The 17,211-nt window shown below is 64.6% G+C and carries 21 protein-coding genes; 12 read left to right on the top strand and 9 right to left on the bottom strand.

The window, feature by feature from the left end:
- Nucleotides 1-3 precede the first annotated feature (3 nt).
- From AC6CHP_RS01820 to AC6CHP_RS01770, 11 genes are all read left to right on the top strand, one after another.
- Nucleotides 4-876 carry a type II secretion system F family protein gene (locus AC6CHP_RS01820; protein ID WP_498227987.1) on the top strand — a complete coding sequence of 291 codons (873 nt, stop codon included), beginning with the start codon at nucleotides 4-6 and terminating at the stop codon, nucleotides 874-876.
- A gap of 29 nt (nucleotides 877-905) precedes the next feature.
- On the top strand, nucleotides 906-1,097 hold the full coding sequence (locus tag AC6CHP_RS01815) for a Flp family type IVb pilin (RefSeq protein ID WP_498227985.1): 192 nt from the start codon (nucleotides 906-908) through the stop codon (nucleotides 1,095-1,097).
- A 263-nt stretch (nucleotides 1,098-1,360) separates the two neighbouring features.
- Nucleotides 1,361-1,567 carry a Flp family type IVb pilin gene (locus tag AC6CHP_RS01810; protein WP_498227983.1) on the top strand — a complete coding sequence of 69 codons (207 nt, stop codon included), beginning with the start codon at nucleotides 1,361-1,363 and terminating at the stop codon, nucleotides 1,565-1,567.
- 95 nt (nucleotides 1,568-1,662) lie between these two features.
- On the top strand, nucleotides 1,663-2,037 hold the full coding sequence (locus tag AC6CHP_RS01805) for a TadE/TadG family type IV pilus assembly protein (RefSeq protein ID WP_498227981.1): 375 nt from the start codon (nucleotides 1,663-1,665) through the stop codon (nucleotides 2,035-2,037).
- Nucleotides 2,025-3,065 (top strand): pilus assembly protein TadG-related protein, encoded by a 1,041-nt coding sequence (locus AC6CHP_RS01800; protein ID WP_498227979.1) that lies wholly within the window; start codon nucleotides 2,025-2,027, stop codon nucleotides 3,063-3,065. Before AC6CHP_RS01805 ends, AC6CHP_RS01800 begins: the two co-directional genes overlap by 13 nt.
- 29 nt (nucleotides 3,066-3,094) lie before the next feature.
- On the top strand, nucleotides 3,095-3,832 hold the full coding sequence (gene cpaB, locus AC6CHP_RS01795) for a Flp pilus assembly protein CpaB (protein ID WP_498227977.1): 738 nt from the start codon (nucleotides 3,095-3,097) through the stop codon (nucleotides 3,830-3,832).
- Nucleotides 3,829-5,025, top strand: coding sequence for a CpaE/TadZ family protein (locus AC6CHP_RS01790; protein WP_498227975.1), 1,197 nt, complete (start codon nucleotides 3,829-3,831; stop codon nucleotides 5,023-5,025). Before cpaB ends, AC6CHP_RS01790 begins: the two co-directional genes overlap by 4 nt.
- Nucleotides 5,025-6,560, top strand: coding sequence for a TadA family conjugal transfer-associated ATPase (locus tag AC6CHP_RS01785; RefSeq protein ID WP_498227973.1), 1,536 nt, complete (start codon nucleotides 5,025-5,027; stop codon nucleotides 6,558-6,560). The genes AC6CHP_RS01790 and AC6CHP_RS01785 overlap by 1 nt, the downstream gene beginning before the upstream one ends.
- 8 nt (nucleotides 6,561-6,568) lie before the next feature.
- The gene (locus AC6CHP_RS01780) at nucleotides 6,569-7,501 is read left to right on the top strand and encodes a type II secretion system F family protein (protein WP_498227971.1); all 933 of its coding nucleotides are present in this window, start codon (nucleotides 6,569-6,571) and stop codon (nucleotides 7,499-7,501) included.
- Nucleotides 7,502-7,508: 7 nt separating this feature from the next.
- Nucleotides 7,509-8,393, top strand: a complete 885-nt coding sequence (locus AC6CHP_RS01775; RefSeq protein WP_377194760.1) for a type II secretion system F family protein — start codon at nucleotides 7,509-7,511, stop codon at nucleotides 8,391-8,393.
- Between the two features lie 94 nt (nucleotides 8,394-8,487).
- Entirely contained in the window at nucleotides 8,488-8,952 is a 465-nt protein-coding gene (locus AC6CHP_RS01770; protein WP_188727453.1) for an Hpt domain-containing protein, read from the top strand.
- Nucleotides 8,953-8,958: 6 nt separating this feature from the next.
- Here AC6CHP_RS01770 and AC6CHP_RS01765 read toward each other — a convergent pair whose 3' ends face one another.
- The gene (locus tag AC6CHP_RS01765) at nucleotides 8,959-9,747 is read right to left on the bottom strand and encodes a response regulator transcription factor (RefSeq protein WP_498227968.1); all 789 of its coding nucleotides are present in this window, start codon (nucleotides 9,745-9,747) and stop codon (nucleotides 8,959-8,961) included.
- 254 nt (nucleotides 9,748-10,001) lie between these two features.
- Between AC6CHP_RS01765 and AC6CHP_RS01760 the strand changes: the two genes are divergently transcribed.
- Nucleotides 10,002-11,669 carry a sensor histidine kinase gene (locus tag AC6CHP_RS01760; protein ID WP_498227966.1) on the top strand — a complete coding sequence of 556 codons (1,668 nt, stop codon included), beginning with the start codon at nucleotides 10,002-10,004 and terminating at the stop codon, nucleotides 11,667-11,669.
- On the opposite strand, the gene AC6CHP_RS01755 is transcribed toward AC6CHP_RS01760, so the two are convergent.
- The 8 genes from AC6CHP_RS01755 to AC6CHP_RS01720 all read right to left on the bottom strand — a co-directional run bounded on the left by AC6CHP_RS01755 (nucleotide 11,666) and on the right by AC6CHP_RS01720 (nucleotide 16,985).
- Nucleotides 11,666-12,559: a tRNA pseudouridine synthase A gene (locus AC6CHP_RS01755; RefSeq protein WP_498227964.1), complete on the bottom strand. Its 894-nt coding sequence runs from the start codon at nucleotides 12,557-12,559 to the stop codon at nucleotides 11,666-11,668. The two genes, AC6CHP_RS01760 and AC6CHP_RS01755, sit on opposite strands and share 4 nt — an antisense overlap.
- A 32-nt stretch (nucleotides 12,560-12,591) precedes the next feature.
- Nucleotides 12,592-13,188 carry a 50S ribosomal protein L17 gene (gene rplQ, locus AC6CHP_RS01750; protein WP_231454765.1) on the bottom strand — a complete coding sequence of 199 codons (597 nt, stop codon included), beginning with the start codon at nucleotides 13,186-13,188 and terminating at the stop codon, nucleotides 12,592-12,594.
- Between the two features lie 71 nt (nucleotides 13,189-13,259).
- Nucleotides 13,260-14,270 (bottom strand): DNA-directed RNA polymerase subunit alpha, encoded by a 1,011-nt coding sequence (locus tag AC6CHP_RS01745; RefSeq protein ID WP_013601812.1) that lies wholly within the window; start codon nucleotides 14,268-14,270, stop codon nucleotides 13,260-13,262.
- A gap of 131 nt (nucleotides 14,271-14,401) precedes the next feature.
- Nucleotides 14,402-14,803 (bottom strand): 30S ribosomal protein S11, encoded by a 402-nt coding sequence (rpsK, locus tag AC6CHP_RS01740; RefSeq protein ID WP_018769149.1) that lies wholly within the window; start codon nucleotides 14,801-14,803, stop codon nucleotides 14,402-14,404.
- Between the two features lie 54 nt (nucleotides 14,804-14,857).
- A complete protein-coding gene (gene rpsM, locus AC6CHP_RS01735) occupies nucleotides 14,858-15,232 on the bottom strand; it encodes a 30S ribosomal protein S13 (RefSeq protein ID WP_003803743.1) in 375 nt (124 codons plus the stop codon).
- A gap of 183 nt (nucleotides 15,233-15,415) precedes the next feature.
- Nucleotides 15,416-15,529 (bottom strand): 50S ribosomal protein L36, encoded by a 114-nt coding sequence (rpmJ, locus tag AC6CHP_RS01730; protein WP_009358722.1) that lies wholly within the window; start codon nucleotides 15,527-15,529, stop codon nucleotides 15,416-15,418.
- A gap of 70 nt (nucleotides 15,530-15,599) precedes the next feature.
- Nucleotides 15,600-15,821 (bottom strand): translation initiation factor IF-1, encoded by a 222-nt coding sequence (gene infA / locus AC6CHP_RS01725; RefSeq protein WP_009358723.1) that lies wholly within the window; start codon nucleotides 15,819-15,821, stop codon nucleotides 15,600-15,602.
- A 171-nt stretch (nucleotides 15,822-15,992) separates the two neighbouring features.
- Nucleotides 15,993-16,985 carry a P1 family peptidase gene (locus AC6CHP_RS01720; protein WP_498227959.1) on the bottom strand — a complete coding sequence of 331 codons (993 nt, stop codon included), beginning with the start codon at nucleotides 16,983-16,985 and terminating at the stop codon, nucleotides 15,993-15,995.
- Between the last annotated feature and the right edge of the window lie 226 nt (nucleotides 16,986-17,211).

Raw genomic sequence — 17,211 nt, 5'->3', positions numbered from 1 at the left:
GACATGTCACCCATGGCACTTGGCGCAATTCTGGCCATAATTCTGCCCATCACGTACCTGGTGTGGTCCGTCGCGGCGACCGACAGGGTTGCCTTACGGAACATCCAAGCCAATCTTGGTCAGCGCGCAAGGAATGCGGCGCCTCAGAACCTCGCGGCAGAGTTCGGCGACATTGCACGCAAGGTCACGCCAGGAGGCTACGTTGCCTGGCTGGACAAGCAACTGGCGGCCGTGGGCCGACCGAAAGAGTGGCCCCTGGAGCGGCTACTGATTGTAAAGCCAATGCTGGCGCTCGGCGCGGGTGTCCTTGGGCTCTTCAACTTCCTCGCCTCGCCGGCTCCCGCACGCTTTGCCATTCTTGTCGCAGCACTGGCATTCGGCTACTTCGCACCGGACCTACTGGTACGCACCAATGCTGAGAAGCGGAGGGCCAAAATTCGCCAGGAGCTGCCTAATACCCTGGACCAGATGCTGATCTCAGTGCAGGCTGGTCTGGGATTCGAGGCGGCGATGGCCCGCACCGCCCAAAATGGCAGCGGACCGCTTGCAGATGAGATGACCCGGACCTTGCAGGATATGCAGGTGGGACGCTCGCGCAAGGAGGCCTACTTGGCCATGTCTGACCGTGTCGACGTACCCGACCTCCGTTCCTTTATTCGGGCGATTGTTCAAGCCGACGCCTACGGCATCGCCATCGCCAAGGTCCTGAAAGTTCAAGCCAACGAGATGCGGCTCAAACGCCGCCAGCGGGCCGAGGAGCACGCGATGAAGATTCCAGTGAAGATCCTTTTTCCTCTTATCTTCTTTATTTTTCCGACCCTCTTCATCATCCTGCTGGGGCCGGCCGTCATGAACATCGTCGCCGCCTTTTCATAGGAGGAATTTTGGATCGTCTAACTAGGATCGTGATCCACGTATCCGCGTTGTTCACCCGCCTGCGCGACCAGGAACGCGGCGCCACCGCCACGGAGTACAGCATCCTCACGGGGTTCATAGCCATGGTGATTGTAGCCGGTGTGGGTTTGTTCGGGACCTCACTCAACTTGTTTTTCGGTTTCCTCACCACTGGCGTGAGAACCGCTCTGGGCATCCCCTAGCAACTCCATGAAAATCGCGCCGTCAGGCGCCCACATACCGGACCCCCTCGGCACCCAGAACCGAGGGGGTCCGCTTGTGTCCCTAAGGAAATGCGAATCCCAGCGTTAGCGCAGCGAAATCCATGCAAAGGCGCAGGAAAAGTACACGCCGTAAAGCCTTTGCGCAGGATGCTCCAAGATCCGGGATCAGCGGCAAATTCGATTGCTAACTTCGTTTCAGTGCTGGTGCAGGGCCAGCCATCCGTCTCGCTCAGGAGTACAAAATGCTTTCTCTTTACACCAACCTCATGATCCGCCTCCGCAGCGAAGAGAAGGGCGCTACCGCTGTTGAATACGGCATCATGGTCGCCCTCATCGCCGTCGTTATCATCGCCGCTGTTAGCACGCTCGGTGGAACCCTTAACGAAATGTTCACGACTGTAGAGACCAAGATCCCAGCCCCCACCACGGCTGCCACCACCACTCCCTAGTTCCCTCGGTTCCGGCCCCCCCCCCCCATATCGGAACCGCACCGCCTCAAAGAAGCAGGCACAGAACACGAGTCATCCAAGAGGAGGTGCAGCAGGTGTCACACGATTCGGAACGCGGTGCAGCCGCCGTCGAATTCGCGATCCTGCTGCCCCTCCTCTTGACGCTTGTCCTCGGCACCATCGAATTCGGCCGGGCCTACAACGCCCAGATCACCCTCACCAATGCAGCCCGCGACGGCGTCCGGGTCATGGCCATCGGCAACGATCCGGCTGGAGCCAAGACCGCCGCACAGAACGCGGCAGCATCCGTCAGCAGCACCATCCCCACCTCGGACATCACGCTCAGCACCAACGCGTGCAGCACGGGCGCCCAGGTGACCCTCACCATCAAGTACAACCTGTCCACCATCACCGGCATCGCAGGACCGTTTCCCATGACGGGCAAGGGGGTCATGCTGTGCGGCGGTTGACCACGGACGAAGCAACAAACGAGAAAGGCGCCATCAGCGTCATCGTGGCCATCCTTCTGGTGACCCTCCTCGGGTTCGTGGCCATCGCCGTGGACGTCGGGGTGATCTACTCGGAGCGCGCACAGCTGCAGAACGGCGCCGACGCTTCCGCCATTGCCCTCGCGCAGAAGTGCGCACGGAATGCAACGGACCCGGTGTGTGCCACGACGTCTCCCCTCGCCACCAGCCTGGCCAACCAGAACGCCCTGGACGGCATGAGCAACGTGCACACCATCGAGCTCGACAAAACCGCCCGGAAAGTCAGCGTCACCACCTCCGCCAAGGAAGTAGGCGGCACGGACAACTCTGTTTCCCTCTTCTTCGCGGACGTTCTCGGCGTTCCCACCAAGGAAGTGGGTGCCCGGGCATCGGCCATTTGGGGAAGCCCCAAGGCCGGCCGCACCGCTTTTCCCTTGGCATTCTCCATCTGCCAGGTCAAGGACAACATTGGCGGCAGCCTCCAGCTCCTCCAGGAACACGGAAAGAACGCCAACGCCGACTGCAACTACGGCCCGTCCGGGGCGGCAGTTCAGGGCGGCTTCGGCTGGCTGGTCCAGGACTCCGGAAAGTGCGGCGGCACCATCGACCTCGCTGTCAGCGAAGGCGGCAGTGACCCCGGCAACAACGCTCCCGGCAACTGCACCACCGAACTCAACCGCTGGGCCAGCGACATCACCGCCGGCCGGGACGTCATTGTCCTCCTCCCGGTGTTCAACAAGGTCACCGGAACCGGCGCCGGCGCCGTCTACGGGCTCGTCTCCTTCGCAGCCTTCAAAGTCACCGGCTGGAAGTTCAGCGGCGGTACGGGCCTACCGTACGAATTCCGAAGTGAGAGATCCACGACGACGGGCGTCACCACCGCCACCGAGTGCAAAGGTGAGTGCCGCGGCGTCATCGGCAGCTTCGTCAAGTACGTCTCCCTCGCCGACGGCTACACCCTCGGGCCCGTGGACGAATACGGCGCCACCATCGCCCGCCCCACCCTCTAGCCACCACCCCAGATACTCAGGAGCTGAAAGTGAAGTCTCGCCTGCTCGCCGGAACGGCCGCGGTTGCCCTGGCGCTCGTGGGAGCCCTCCTCATCATCTTCTACGCGAACGGCGCCGACCAGCGCGCCCTCGCCTCCACCGAACCCGTGGACGTCCTGGTGGTAAAGACCGCTATTCCGGCCGGGACCCCGGTCAACGACATGGCCGCCTCCCTCGTGGTCGAGAAGGTCCCGGCAGCAGGCAAGTCAGACAGCGCTCTCAGCACCCTGGAAGGCAAAGCCAACACGGTCAGCGCAGTGGACCTTGTCCCAGGCGAACAGCTCCTGGACGAGCGCCTGGTCGCTCCAGCAGACGTCAAAGAACAGGGCGCCGTAGAGGTCCCCGCCGGCCTCCAGGAAGTCTCCTTCCAGCTGGAGCCGCAGCGGGTCGTCGGCGGACGGATCAACGTCGGAGACCATGTAGGCATCTCGTTGAACTTCGACAACGGCGCCTACAAAGCCAGAGCCGAGGACGCCACCACGCAGCTCACCCTCCGCAAAGTCCTCGTCACCGGTGTCCAAGGGGCGGCGAGCGCCGAGACTGCCGAAGGCGAAGAGAACACAGCCCTCCCCGAAGGCTCCCTCATGCTGACCGTGGCCGTCAGCGACGTCGACGCCGCCAAGATCATCTTCACGTCGATCAACGGCAGCCTCTGGCTCACCAAGGAACCCCTGGACGCCCAGGACAACGGACCCCGGATCGAACGCAAGGAAGTGGTCTACAAGTGAGCCGGTTCGTCCTCCTCTCCCCCAGCGCCGAGTTCGACCAGAAGCTGCGGGCCGCCGTCGCCCACGGCCTCCGCGGCTCCGTCCAGACCATCGCCTCGGACATCCTCCCCGCGGGCCCGGCCGAACTGTTCGCGCTTCTCAACCAGGAGCAGCCCGAAGTCCTGATCATCGGCCCGGATGTCCCCTACGAGGAGGCGCTGCGGTTCGCCAAGGTCTTCGACGTCCAGCTCCCGGGCCTCAGCCTGGTGCTGGTCAGCGACATCGAGCCGACCTTCCTGGTTCACGCCATGCGCGCCGGCATCCGGGACATCCTCAGCCCGCAGGCGGACGCCGCCGAGATCCGTGTGCTGCTGGAGCGTGCCTGCCAGTCCTTCGCCACCCGGCACCGGAGCCCCGAAACGCAGGCGGCGGACAACGGCGGCAAGGGCCTGGTGATCGGCGTCTTCTCGCCCAAGGGTGGCGTGGGCAAAACCACCCTCGCCACGAACATCGCCATCGGCCTGGGCCAGATCGCGCCCATGAGCGTAGTCATCGTGGACCTTGACCTGCAGTTCGGTGACGTAGCCTCAGGCCTCTACCTCAACCCCGAGCACACGGTCACGGATGCCGTCACCCCCGCCGCTGCCCAGGACTCCCTGGTCCTCAAGGCCTTCCTCACGGTGCACCCCGCCGGGATCTACGCCCTGTGCGCGCCGCCGAACCCGGTGGACGCGGACCACATCACGCCGGACCAGATCACCCGCCTGCTGGAACAGCTTGCCCAGGAATTCCAGTACGTCGTCCTGGACACGGCCCCCGGCATGCCCGAAATCGGCCTGGCCGCCATGGAACAGTGCACGGACGTGGTCTGGGTCAGCGCCATGGACATCCCCAGCCTCCGCGGCCTGCGCTCGGGCCTTGAGGTGCTCCGCCAGCTGGAGATCATGCCCGAGTCCCGGCACGTGGTCCTGAACATGGCCGACGCCAAAGCCGGCCTCAACGTCCGGGACGTCGAGTCCACCATCGGCGCCCCGGTGGACGTCAGCGTTCCCCGGTCCCGCGCCGTGGCCCTGTCCACCAACCGCGGCATCCCCGTCCTCCAGGAATCCAAAAAGGACCCCGCCGTCAAAAGCCTCCGCCAGCTGGTGGAGCGCTTCAACCCGGCGTGGCGTACCCAGACCCAGCGGAAGCTGCACCGAAGGGTGGTCATCTGATGAAACTCTCCGAACGGATCAGCGCGGTCCAGGACCGCAACCAGTCCGCCGGCAGCAGCGTTGCCGTGCTCGAACCACCGCGTCCCGCGGCTGCCCCGGCCAGGACCGGGGAGAGCGAGCCGCGGCACCGTCCCGCCGCTCCCGCCGTCGTGGTTCCAGCGTCCGACGCCGGTGCCTCCCCGGTGCCTTCAGCTCCCTCAGTGCCCAAGGCCCAGTCCGTGGATGTCTTCGCCGCCATGAAGCACCGTGCGGCCACCGCACTTTTCGAGCGGATGGGCGCGCGCTTCAACGACGCGACGGCCACCGAGCAGGAGCTGCGGAGCACGGCCAGGGAGGAACTGAGCCGGATCATCGACGCCGAACAGGTTCCGCTGACGCCCGAGGAACGTACCCGGCTTGTCCAGGATATTTCTGACGACGTCCTGGGTTTCGGGCCCCTCCAGCGCCTGCTGGATGATCCCGCCGTCACCGAAATCATGGTCAACCGGATGGACCAGATCTACGTTGAGCGTAAGGGCAAGCTGACCCTGACGGAGTCCCGCTTCAGCTCCGAGGAGCACCTGCGCAAGGTCATCGAGCGGATCGTGTCCAAGGTGGGCCGCCGCATCGACGAGTCCTCCCCGCTGGTGGACGCCCGCCTCGAGGACGGCTCACGCGTCAACGCCGTCATCCCGCCGCTGGCCGTGGGCGGCTCATCACTGACCATCCGTAAATTCAGCAAGGTCCCCCTGACCGTCCGCAACCTGATCGATTTCGGCACCCTCACCCCCGAGATGGCCGAGCTGCTCAACGCCTGCGTCAAGGCCAAGCTCAACATCATCGTCTCCGGCGGTACCGGCACCGGCAAAACCACCCTCCTGAACGTGCTGTCCTCCTTCCTGCCCGCGGACGAACGGATCGTGACCATCGAGGACGCCGTGGAACTGCAGATCCAGCAGCAGCACGTGGTCCGGCTCGAAAGCCGCCCGCCGAACACCGAGGGCAAGGGCGAGGTCACCATCCGCGAACTGCTGCGGAACTCGCTGCGCATGCGCCCGGACCGGATCGTGGTGGGCGAGGTCCGCGGCGGGGAATCACTGGACATGCTCCAGGCCATGAACACCGGCCACGACGGCTCCCTCTCAACGGTCCACTCCAATTCCCCCCGGGACGCGGTGGCCAGGCTTGAAACCCTGGTGCTGATGGCCGGCATGGACCTGCCGCTGCGCGCCATCCGCGAACAGATCGCCTCCGCCGTCAACCTGATCGTCCAGATCTCCCGGCTCCGTGACGGCTCCCGCCGCATCACCCACGTCACCGAAGTCCAGGGCATGGAAGGGGACATCGTGACCCTTCAGGACGCCTTCGTCTTCGACTACTCCGCCGGCGTGGACGCCCACGGCCGCTTCCTCGGCAAGCCCGTGGCCACCGGCATCCGGCCACGCTTCATCGACCGGTTCGAGGACCTGGGCATCCACGTCTCCCCCGGCGTCTTCGCCGGACCCCAGGCGTCGGTGGGCCAGTCCCCGGCGGGCCAGAACCACGGCGGACGGTGACGGCCGCCATGATTCTTGCTGCCGGAACCGCCATCCTCCTCATAGCCGTAACCCTGTTCGGCGCCGCGGTGCTGCTGCCGAGCGCGCCGGACGTGCCGCTGGACCGCCGTCGTCCTTTTGATCCCGAACCTTCCTCTTCCCTGACGCGTTTGGCGCTCTCCGCCGTCCGGTCCTTCGAGCGGCTCCTCGCCGGCCGGAACATCTCCCTCTTTGCCCGGCCCGAGCTTGAGAACGCCGGACTCCGGCTCAGCCAGGCCGAATTCTTCCTGCTGGTGGGAATCGGCGCCGGCGTGGGGATGCTGGTGGGCACCGTAACCGTGGGACCCCTCGTGGGGCTCCTCCTGGCGCTGCTGGGGCCCTTCATCGGAAAACTCGTCCTGGGATTCCTGGCCGGAAAACGGCGGGCCACCTTCGACAGCCAACTGGGCGACACCCTTCAGCTCCTGTCCGGCGGCCTCCGCGCCGGGCACAGCATCCTGCGCGCCATCGATGCTGCGGCGGCAGAATCCCAAAAGCCGACGTCGGAAGAAATGCGACGCGTGATCACGGAAACCAGCCTGGGCCGGGACCTGCTCGCCGCCCTCAACGACACCGCGGACCGGATGAAGAACGAAGATTTCGTCTGGATCTCCCAAGCCATCCAGATCAACCGCGAGGTGGGCGGCAACCTGGCCGACGTCCTGGACCAGGTCAACGAAACCATCCGCGAGCGCGCCGAGATCAAGGGCCATATCAAGGCACTGGCGGCCGAGGGCAAGTTTTCCGCCTACATCCTCATCGCCATGCCGTTCGGCATTGTGGCCATGCTGTTGGCGGTGAGCCCGAACTACATGAACTCCATGTTCACCCACCCCCTGGGCTGGGCCATGATCGGGGCCTCGTTTGTCCTCATGACCATCGGTGCGCTGTGGATGCGCAAGATCATCGACCTGAAGTTCTGAGGACGCCATGAACCTGACCGTTCTCCTCTCTATCCTGCTGGTCTGCGTCCCCCTGGCCGGCCTGGCATGGTCCGTCCTGACGGTGGACAAGCAGGGCCGCGTCGCCGTCAACGACCTCCTGTCCCGCGGTGCCGCACCCGTGGCTGTTACCGCCTCCGGCAAACCCGGGATGTTAGAAGGCATCGGCCGGCGCCTCACTCCCCCGGCGTATGTGGCCTTCCTTGACCGGCTGCTGGCCCTCGCCGGCCGGCCCGCCTCGATGCCGCTGGGCAAGGTCCTCGGCTCCAAGCTGGCGATAGGCCTGGCGGGCATCACGGTGGGCATCTACCTGACGGCCATCGGAAGTACCCCGCTGATGAAGCTCTCCGGCCTCTTTGTCCTGTTCCTGGGCTACTTCATCCCGGACCTCCTGCTCTACAGCAAGGGGCAGGAACGCCAGAAGGTCATGCAGCTGGAACTGGCCAACACCCTGGACCAGATGCTGATTTCCGTGGAGGCGGGCCTGGGCTTCGAAGGTGCCATGGCCCGCGCAGGGGAAAACGGCAAGGGCCCGCTGGCTGAAGAACTGGTCCGGACGCTGCAGGACATGCAGGTGGGCCGCAGCCGCCGTGAGTCCTATACCGCCCTCGCCGAACGGACCAGCATTCCGGAGCTGCGCAGCTTTGTGCAGGCAGTGGTGCAGGCGGACACCTACGGCATCGCCATCAGCCGAGTGCTGCGGGTGCAGGCCAAGGTCATGCGGGTAAAGCGGCGCCAGCGGGCCGAGGAGAAGGCGATGAAACTCCCGGTGATGATTCTGTTTCCGCTGCTTTTCTTCATATTTCCGGTTCTCTTTATCGCCATTCTTGGACCGGCCGTCATCAATACCGTGGTGACTTTCAGCGGACAGTAAAGCCAACGCAGTACCGCCTGAAAGATCGCTCAAGGTTTCCACAGGATCCCCCGAAATAGGACAACGGAAGAATTTCAGGAAGTAGCCTTGAACAATGCACAGTCAAGATCCCGGCACCAGCCGCGAGGCCGCCGCTGCGGGCTCCCTGCCGCCAGGGATCGCTTCAGCTGCCGGGACCGCGCTGCCACAGGAAGCGGCCGGTCACTTGCCGCTCGTTGACGCAGCCGTCCTTGAAGAGCTGGAAGACGAACTGGCCGGCTCCGGCCTCGCCCAGCGGTTCGCCCGCGACTATGCCGCCATGTGGGACCAGCGCTACGCCCGGCTGGCTGCGGCGGTGGACGAGCAGGACAGCGCCTCCGCCCTGGACGCCGTCATCAGCCTCAAGATCACGTCCGCCATGGTGGGCGGCCTGCGGCTGGCGAAACTCGCGGAACTGCTGGAGTCCGTGATCCGCCTGGGCGACTTCGGCCAGGGCCAGGCGCTCATGGAACGCGTGGCCCAGGACGGCGGGCAGACGGTCACCGAACTCCAGGCCACCTACATCCTGGAAAACGACTGATCCCGCCTACTCTTCGAACGGCCTGCTGGGGGCCAGCCGGTAGCCCACGCCGCGGACTGTCTGCAGCCAGCGCGGGGACAGCTGGTCCTCCTTGAGCTTGCGCCGCAGGTTGCCCACATGGACTTCGACGGCGCGCTCGTCAGCTTCGCTGATGTACGTGTCATGCTCGTAGAACTCGCCGCGCACTGCCCGCACAAGGTCAGCCCGGGTGCACACCGCACCGCCGCCCCGGAGCAGCACGTGGAGCAGGTCGAATTCGCTCCGGGTCAGCCCGAGCGGTTCGCCTTTGATCTCCACTGTCCGGGTTCGGTGGTTCAGGGTCAGGCCGTTGTGCTGCAGGACAGCCGAATCGTGGCTGACCGGCGCTGGGGCCGCCGTGGCAGGTGTTCCCCATGCCGGCGCGGGCCTTTGCCCATTAATTTCATGCCGCGGCCGGCGCATCATGGCGGCCACCCGTGCCCGGAGCTCCCTGGGCCGGAAAGGTTTGGCGATGTAGTCGTCCGCTCCCGCGTTGAGGGCAGACAACAGGTCCGGCTCCTCTGTCCGGCCGGTCAGCATCACCACGTAGGCGTTGCTGAAATGGCGGATCCGCCGTAACACTTCAAACCCGTCGATGTCCGGAAGGCCGATATCCAGCGTGACAACATTGGCCTGTTTGCTGCGGACCACTTCCACGCCGGCACGTCCGTCCACCGCTGTATGCACTTCGAATCCCGCCTGGGTCAGCACCCCCTCAAGGAGGTTGCGGACATCGGCATCGTCTTCAATTACTACAGCCACACCAAGTTCATCCATTGATATCCCTGTGCCAGGCGGACATGGCCCCCCATCAGCCCAGCGCCAATGCCATACCCGCTCCAACCATTTATACGCTACTAGTAAGCCCTGCTGATCACATCCTTTTGGGCAGTCATTTTGGAAAGTCAATTACTATGACAAGACATGTGGATTATGAGACGAAAGGATGTGCCTGGGAGTGGCCAGCAGGAATTCGAGCGCAAGCGCTGACCGGCTGTCCGGTCCAGGCCGCGAGGACCTGAATCCCGCCAATGGCTGAGCACCTGTTCCAGCGCGGACCTGCCCGCTTCTTCCGTAGCCTCGGACCACGGGCGCAGGTGGCCTTGTGCCAGCTGCCGCTGACGTTGATCGTGGCGGCGCTGGCCGTGGCCACTCCCTTCGCCTGGCCAACCCTGCTGCACAGCCCCGTTTACCTGTCCGGCATCCTCCTTCACGGCGCCCTGTTCCTCGGCTGCCTCCTGGTGCCCTGGGAGCGCCTGGCCCACCGGCCCTACCTGCTGGTCCCGGTCCTGGATTTCCTGGCCATCGGGCTGCTCAGGAACGGCGCCGCACCCCTGCTCCCGGGACTGGCAGTCCTGGCGGTCTTCCCGGTGATCTGGCTCTCGGCCTCGGGCATGCTGGCCCGCAGCAGCCTGGTCCTGAGCTTCTTCGGCACCATGCTCATCATGGTCCCGTCCCTGGCCGGCCGTTTCCCCACCCTGACAGCCTCGGACATCACCACCGTGCTCCTCTTTCCCCTCATGATGCTCTCCGTCTCCCTCGCCATCCGCTTCGCCAGCGTGCACCTCCGGCTCCAGCAGCAGGAACTGGCCAAGAAGGACGGGGAGCTCCGGAAGCTGCTGCACGAAAGCCGGGAACGGGAAAAGCTGCTCCAGACGGTCCTTGACGCAACAGACGTCGGCATTGCCGCCGTCGACCGTTACGGGCATTTCCTGGTCTCCAACAGCCGGCAGCGGCATTTCCGCCAGGCCACCGGAGCGGAGGGCGCCGTCCCAGGCCAGGGGCACCAGCTGATTTTCGGGCAGGACCGGCGGACCCTGCTGCCGCCCGAGAAACGCCCCATCAGCCGGGCCATCGCCGGGGAGTCCTTCGCGGACTACCTGGTCTGGGCCGGAGAGGGAGCGGACCAGCGCGCCGTGTCCACGGCTGCCAGGCCCCTGGTGGGCGAGGACGGCAGCTTCAACGGCGCCGTTGTGGTGTACAGCGACGTCACCGGCTGGGTGGAGGCACTGGCCGCCAACCAGGAGCTCGTCTCGAATGTGTCCCACGAGTTCAAGACGCCACTCAACTCCATCATCGGCAACATAGACCTCGTGCTGGACGACGCCGGCGCCCTGCCGCCGCAGCTTGCCCACCGATTGCTGGTGGTCCAGCGGAACGCGGAACGGCTGCTGGCCCTGGTTGCGGACCTGACGGCCTCGGCGTCGGCGGCCCTGAATGTGCACCCCAAAAGGACAGACCTCGCCAGCCTGGTGGAGACAAGCCTGGGGTCGGCCCAGGCGGAGGCCGAGCGGGCCCACATCCGGCTCAGCGCGGACGTGCCCTCGCCCCTGTGGGCCTACGCGGATCCGCTCCGGATCGGGCAGGCGCTGGACAACCTGGTGTCCAACGCCATCAAGTACTCCCCCGACGGCGGCACGGTAAGCATCAGTGCCCGTGCGGGCAAGGACTGGGTCCAGCTCAGCGTCAGCGATACCGGAATGGGGATGTCCCGGGAGGACAGCGCCAGGGTGTTCAAACGCTTCTTCCGCACGGAATCAGCCCAGCGGGCCTCAATCTCGGGGGCAGGGCTGGGCCTCTCCATCACCAAGATGATCGTGGAGGGCCACGGCGGCACCATCAGCTGCGAGAGCGGCCAGGGAAAGGGCAGCACGTTCACGGTGACCCTGCCCGCGGACGGCCCTCCGCCGTCGTTCTAGTATTCGCGCCGCGCCCTGGTCAGCTCCGCCCGGGCCAGCAGCTCGTCGTCGGACGGGTAGGCAACCTCTTCCAGCACCAGCGGATGCGGCGCGGCAAGGACCGACTTCGCGTCCCGCTTCTTGGCCAGGAGCCGCTCGTGCAGCCAGCCGGGTTCCTCCACGCCCTCCCCCACGTACAGGGCAGACCCGATCAGTGCCCGGACCATGTTGTGGCAGAACGCGTCAGCCTGCACCGTGGCAACAATGACGCCGTCCTCGCCCCGCGCAAACTCGAAACGCTGCAGCTCACGGATGGTGGTGGCGCCCTCGCGGGGCTTGCAGAAGGACAGGAAGTTCTGGAGCCCCAGCAGCTTGGACGAGCCCTCGTTGAGCAGCACAACGTCCAGCGGGTTCTTGTACCAGAGAGTGAAGTAGCGTTCCAGCGGGTCCCACAGGGCGGGCCCGTCCGCGATGCGGTAGCTGTACCGGCGCCAGAGGGCGGAGAATCGGGCGTCAAAGCCCGCTGGTGCCAGAGAAATGCGGTGCACCTCTACGGCGCCTGTCAGGTCGCCGAGGATCCGGCTCAGCGCACCGCGGACGCGGCGCAGCATGGCGACGGCGGGATCGAGTTCGTGCCCCCGCGGCAGTCCCTGCCACTCGGCTTCCGTCAGGTCCAGGTGGACCACCTGGCCGCGGGCGTGCACGCCGGCGTCGGTGCGCCCGGCCACGGTCACGCGGACAGGGCGGCGGACCAGCAGGTGCAGGGCTTCCTCCAGGACGCCCTGGACAGTCCTGCGGCCCGGCTGCAGCGCCCACCCGCTGAAGGGGCCGCCGTCGTACGACACATCAAGCCGGATACGCAAAAACCCGCCGCCCCCCAATACGGGGGCCGCGGGTTTTTGGTCGTTCATAGACTCAAGTCTATGCGAAGAACATCAGCGAATTACTTCGCGTCCTTTTCCTCGGCTGCGGGAGCCTCGGGTGCTTCCTCAGCGGCCGGAGCCTCTTCGGTTGCAGCTTCTTCAGCAGCAGGTGCCTCAGCAGCTTCGTCAGCGGCGGGAGCCTCAGCGGCCTCAGCCTCGGGAGCCTCTTCTGCAACCGGAGCAGCAGCGGCTTCCTTCTTGTCGGCGTCGCGCTTCGCAGCGGAGGTAGCCTCGGCTACAACGGCCTGCTTGGCGGAAACCGGCTCAAGAACCAGTTCGATGACAGCCATGGGAGCGTTGTCGCCCTTGCGGTTGCCGATCTTGGTGATGCGGGTGTAGCCGCCATCGCGGTTCTCCACTGCCTGTGCGATGTCGGTGAACAGCTCGTGGACGACGCCCTTGTTGCTGATCAGGCCGAGAACGCGGCGGCGGGAAGCGAGGTCGCCACGCTTGGCGAAGGTCACCAGGCGCTCTGCGTACGGCTTCAGGCGCTTGGCCTTAGTCACCGTGGTGGTGATCCGCTTGTGCTCGAACAGGGATGCTGCCAGGTTCGCGAGCATGAGGCGCTCGTGAGCCGGGCCGCCTCCGAGGCGCGGACCCTTAGTGGGGGTAGGCATAATTGTTTCTCCTCAAATGGAAGCCGTGGGCTGTGCACACCATGGTGCCTGCCCGCCGGCCAAGGTCTGGTTTAGAGTTCGTCGTCGCCGAAGGCGGCGTCGTCCTCTTCGATTGCTGCGGCGCGTGCTGCGAGGTCAAAACCGGGAGGCGAGTCCTTGAGGGACAGGCCCAGTTCAACCAGCTTTGCCTTGACCTCGTCAATGGACTTTGCACCGAAGTTGCGGATGTCCATCAGGTCAGCCTCTGAGCGGGCAACGAGCTCACCCACGGTGTGGATGCCCTCACGCTTGAGGCAGTTGTACGAACGGACGGTGAGGTCCAGATCCTCGATCGGCAGTGCCATGTCGGCTGCCAGGGCAGCGTCGGTGGGCGACGGGCCGATCTCGATACCTTCAGCTGCGGTGTTCAGCTCACGGGCCAGACCGAACAGTTCCACCAGGGTGGTGCCTGCGGAAGCGACGGCATCGCGCGGGGCGATGGCCTGCTTGGTCTCGACGTCGACAATCAGCTTGTCGAAGTCGGTGCGCTGCTCAACACGGGTTGCTTCCACGCGGAAAGTAACCTTCAGCACCGGCGAGTAGATGGAGTCGACCGGGATACGGCCGATCTCTGCGTCGCCGGACTTGTTCTGAGCTGCCGAAACGTAGCCGCGGCCGCGCTCGATGGTCAGTTCGAGTTCGAACTTGCCCTTCGAGTTCAGCGTGGCGATGTGCAGATCCGGGTTGTGGAATTCGACGCCGGCCGGCGGAGCGATGTCCGCGGCGGTGACGACTCCGGGGCCCTGCTTGCGCAGGTAGGCAACAACCGGCTCATCGTGCTCGGAGGAAACCGAGAGGCTCTTGATGTTCAGGATGATCTCAGTGACATCTTCCTTGACACCCGGAACCGTGGTGAACTCGTGCAGCACGCCATCGATCCGGATGCTGGTTACAGCAGCACCGGGGATGGAGGAGAGCAGGGTACGGCGGAGGGAGTTTCCGAGGGTGTAGCCGAAGCCCGGTTCCAGCGGTTCAATGATGAAACGCGAACGGTTTTCGGAGACTACCTCTTCGGAGAGGGTGGGGCGCTGTGCAATGAGCACTTAGGTTTCCTTTCGGCGAGCATCCGCTATATGACGCAACACAGGTGGTGGAAATTCGGTCTAAAGACTTAACGCGCTGGGCTTGCCCGGACCATCAACGGTCCGGGCAAGCTCATGCGGCGTGGAAAGCCTTAGACGCGGCGGCGCTTCGGCGGGCGGCAGCCGTTGTGCGCAGCGGGGGTGACGTCCTGGATGGAGCCAACCTCGAGGCCTGCGGCCTGCAGCGAACGGATCGCGGTCTCGCGTCCGGAACCCGGTCCCTTGACGAAAACGTCAACCTTGCGCATGCCGTGCTCCTGGGCACGCTTGGCAGCAGCCTCGGCAGCCATCTGGGCTGCGAACGGGGTGGACTTACGCGAGCCCTTGAAGCCAACCTCACCTGAGGAAGCCCAAGAGATAACAGCGCCGTTCGGATCCGTGATGGAAACGATGGTGTTGTTGAACGTGCTCTTGATGTGCGCCTGGCCAAGCGCGATATTCTTCTTGTCCTTCTTACGCGGCTTGCGAACCGCGCCACGAGTCTTCGGGGGCATTATTTCTCCTACAGAAAGTTATTGGGGAAAAGTCCGTTAATCCCGGCGGGGATTTTAACGGGCCTTCTTCTTGCCGGCGACGGTGCGCTTCGGGCCCTTGCGGGTACGGGCGTTGGTCTTCGTACGCTGTCCGCGTACGGGCAGGCCCTTGCGGTGGCGCAGGCCTTCGTAGCTGCCGATTTCAACCTTGCGGCGGATATCTGCTGCTACTTCGCGGCGAAGGTCACCCTCAACCTTGTAGTTGCCTTCAATGTAGTCACGCAGCTCAACCAGCTGTGCATCAGTCAGGTCCTTGACGCGAACGTCGGCGCTGATGCCAGTGGCAGCCAGGGTTTCGTGTGCACGGGTCTTGCCCACGCCGTAGATGTAAGTAAGCGCAATTTCCAGCCGCTTTTCGCGGGGAATGTCTACGCCAGCGAGACGAGCCATAGTGGCAGTACTCCTTGAATAAACCGGAGGTCGTAGGCAGTACACCCGCACGTTCTGTGCGGCCCCAGCCTCCGACCGGGGGTTAGCTGTCCGGACTCTTTCGAGCTAAATGTTCCAGATCAGCTTGTGCTGCCTTTATTTACTTGCGTGGGTTAGCAACCCAGGATTTCCCGATGAAGGGAATTAGCCCTGGCGCTGCTTGTGGCGCGGGTTCTCGCAGATCACCATGACCCGGCCATTACGGCGGATCACTTTGCACTTTTCGCAGATCTGCTTGACGCTCGGCTTGACCTTCATGGCATTCCTTTGCGTGTAACAGTTGGTCAACTGGAGCGGCAGCCAGCTTGCACTGGAGCCGCCCAGCAATTTACTTGTAGCGGTAGACGATACGACCACGGGTGAGGTCGTACGGGCTCAGCTCCACCACTACGCGGTCCTCAGGGAGGATTCGGATGTAGTGCTGACGCATCTTTCCAGAGATGTGTGCCAGAACGATGTGCTTGTTGGTGAGCTCAACGCGAAACATCGCGTTAGGCAGCGCCTCGGTCACAACGCCTTCGATCTCAATGACCCCGTCCTTCTTGGCCATACCCTCCGCTAACTGTTGTTGCCGCAGCCCCGCCGGATTGCACCGGACATGGCCACGAACGTTTTGGTTGGATCGATTGCCGGCTCCAGACCCAAAAGGGCGTGGCAGTCCAGACAACCAACAAGCAACACTACTCTGTATCGCTGAAAAAGTTAAATCGGCAATGGTAACCTACCGGGTGCCGAAGACACCATAATCGCCGGCGGGAGTGCTGACGGCTTCCGCGCTGGCCACGCCGTCAAGGATGGCCAACCGGACGACGTCGGCTGCCGCACTCTGGAGGGTAATAAGGCTGATCTGCCGGGCAGCTTCGTCCGAACGGTCGAGTGCCACGGCCTGGGTAGACAGACAGAAAAGCGTGTCTCCGTCAGCCAACGTGTGCGAAGGATTCAGAGCCCTCGCAATACCAGCATGTGATGCGGCTGCAGTCCGCTTGCACTCGGCCACATCAAGGACAGCATTGGTAGCCACCACAACAAGGGTGGTATTAAGGGGTGGCAGGGCCGCACCCCCTGAAGGGGAATCGGGAACCCGGAAGCGCGCGTCTAAGGGAGGAACGACCGAGCGCGCGGAGGGTTCGGGATTGCCCGACTGCGTCACCGGAAGACCAAGGGCATTCACCACGGCCAGTGCCCCCACCACGATGCCGCCTTCGAGGGTGACCGAAGCAGTCCCGACGCCGCCCTTGTAGGTCCTTGCCATGACGGCGCCGGTGCCGGCACCCACGTTGCCGCGCCCGACGTCGTGCCCTTCCGTCTGCGCCGCAGCGGCGGCGGTTGCCCCGTAGCCCATGTCCGCCGTCGGACGTGCCGAGAAGTCCCCGCCCCTGCCCAGGTCGAAGATCGCGGCTGCCGGCACGATAGGGACCACTCCCCCGGGCACCGGGAACCCGCGGCCGTTCTCCTCGCACCAGCGCTGGGCGCCGGCGGCGGAGGCGAGGCCGTAGGCGCTGCCGCCGGTGAGCACAACGGCGTCGACGGTGCTGACGAGCGTGGTGGGATCCAGGGCGTCGGTTTCATGGGTGGCCGGCCCTCCGCCCTGCACATCAACCGACCCGCAGGTCCCGGGCGGCGGCAGGACCACCGTGACGCCAGTCAGCCAGCCGTCGCCGGACTTCTGCTGGTGTCCCACCCGCATTCCCGGCACGTCAGTGATTGCTCCCATGGCACCCATTCTGCCCTTTTGGCCATCAAACGGATGAATACGGGCGGGTCCCTGCCTTTCAAACAAACTTTGTGCAAGACTGCAGGCAACACAGCGTTAACGGGCAACGAAGCCTCGGATAACAGTCCTTTGACGAGGACACTTGCGGCTTTCTGCCTACTGACCATGTGGTGAAGTAATGGCTAGACTCCCCCGACCACGGCCAGCCACGAGCAGGCACGAATCC

The organism is Pseudarthrobacter sp. GQ63, assembly GCF_059758765.1.
This window is presented reverse-complemented; position numbering and strand designations above follow the sequence as displayed.

What these genes read in the sequence shown, in the direction of transcription:
- infA (WP_009358723.1), bottom strand. Translation starts at nt 15,821, where the DNA reads ATGGCCAAGAAGGACGGGGTCATTGAGATCGAAGGCGTTGTGACCGAG.
- rpsM (WP_003803743.1), bottom strand. Translation starts at nt 15,232, where the DNA reads ATGGCTCGTCTCGCTGGCGTAGACATTCCCCGCGAAAAGCGGCTGGAA.
- AC6CHP_RS01755 (WP_498227964.1), bottom strand. Translation starts at nt 12,559, where the DNA reads ATGAACGACCAAAAACCCGCGGCCCCCGTATTGGGGGGCGGCGGGTTT.
- AC6CHP_RS01810 (WP_498227983.1), top strand. Translation starts at nt 1,361, where the DNA reads ATGCTTTCTCTTTACACCAACCTCATGATCCGCCTCCGCAGCGAAGAG.
- AC6CHP_RS01770 (WP_188727453.1), top strand. Translation starts at nt 8,488, where the DNA reads ATGCACAGTCAAGATCCCGGCACCAGCCGCGAGGCCGCCGCTGCGGGC.
- AC6CHP_RS01785 (WP_498227973.1), top strand. Translation starts at nt 5,025, where the DNA reads ATGAAACTCTCCGAACGGATCAGCGCGGTCCAGGACCGCAACCAGTCC.
- AC6CHP_RS01765 (WP_498227968.1), bottom strand. Translation starts at nt 9,747, where the DNA reads ATGGATGAACTTGGTGTGGCTGTAGTAATTGAAGACGATGCCGATGTC.
- AC6CHP_RS01775 (WP_377194760.1), top strand. Translation starts at nt 7,509, where the DNA reads ATGAACCTGACCGTTCTCCTCTCTATCCTGCTGGTCTGCGTCCCCCTG.
- AC6CHP_RS01720 (WP_498227959.1), bottom strand. Translation starts at nt 16,985, where the DNA reads ATGGGAGCAATCACTGACGTGCCGGGAATGCGGGTGGGACACCAGCAG.
- rpsK (WP_018769149.1), bottom strand. Translation starts at nt 14,803, where the DNA reads ATGCCCCCGAAGACTCGTGGCGCGGTTCGCAAGCCGCGTAAGAAGGAC.
- rplQ (WP_231454765.1), bottom strand. Translation starts at nt 13,188, where the DNA reads ATGCCTACCCCCACTAAGGGTCCGCGCCTCGGAGGCGGCCCGGCTCAC.
- rpmJ (WP_009358722.1), bottom strand. Translation starts at nt 15,529, where the DNA reads ATGAAGGTCAAGCCGAGCGTCAAGCAGATCTGCGAAAAGTGCAAAGTG.
- AC6CHP_RS01780 (WP_498227971.1), top strand. Translation starts at nt 6,569, where the DNA reads ATGATTCTTGCTGCCGGAACCGCCATCCTCCTCATAGCCGTAACCCTG.
- AC6CHP_RS01760 (WP_498227966.1), top strand. Translation starts at nt 10,002, where the DNA reads ATGGCTGAGCACCTGTTCCAGCGCGGACCTGCCCGCTTCTTCCGTAGC.
- AC6CHP_RS01820 (WP_498227987.1), top strand. Translation starts at nt 4, where the DNA reads ATGTCACCCATGGCACTTGGCGCAATTCTGGCCATAATTCTGCCCATC.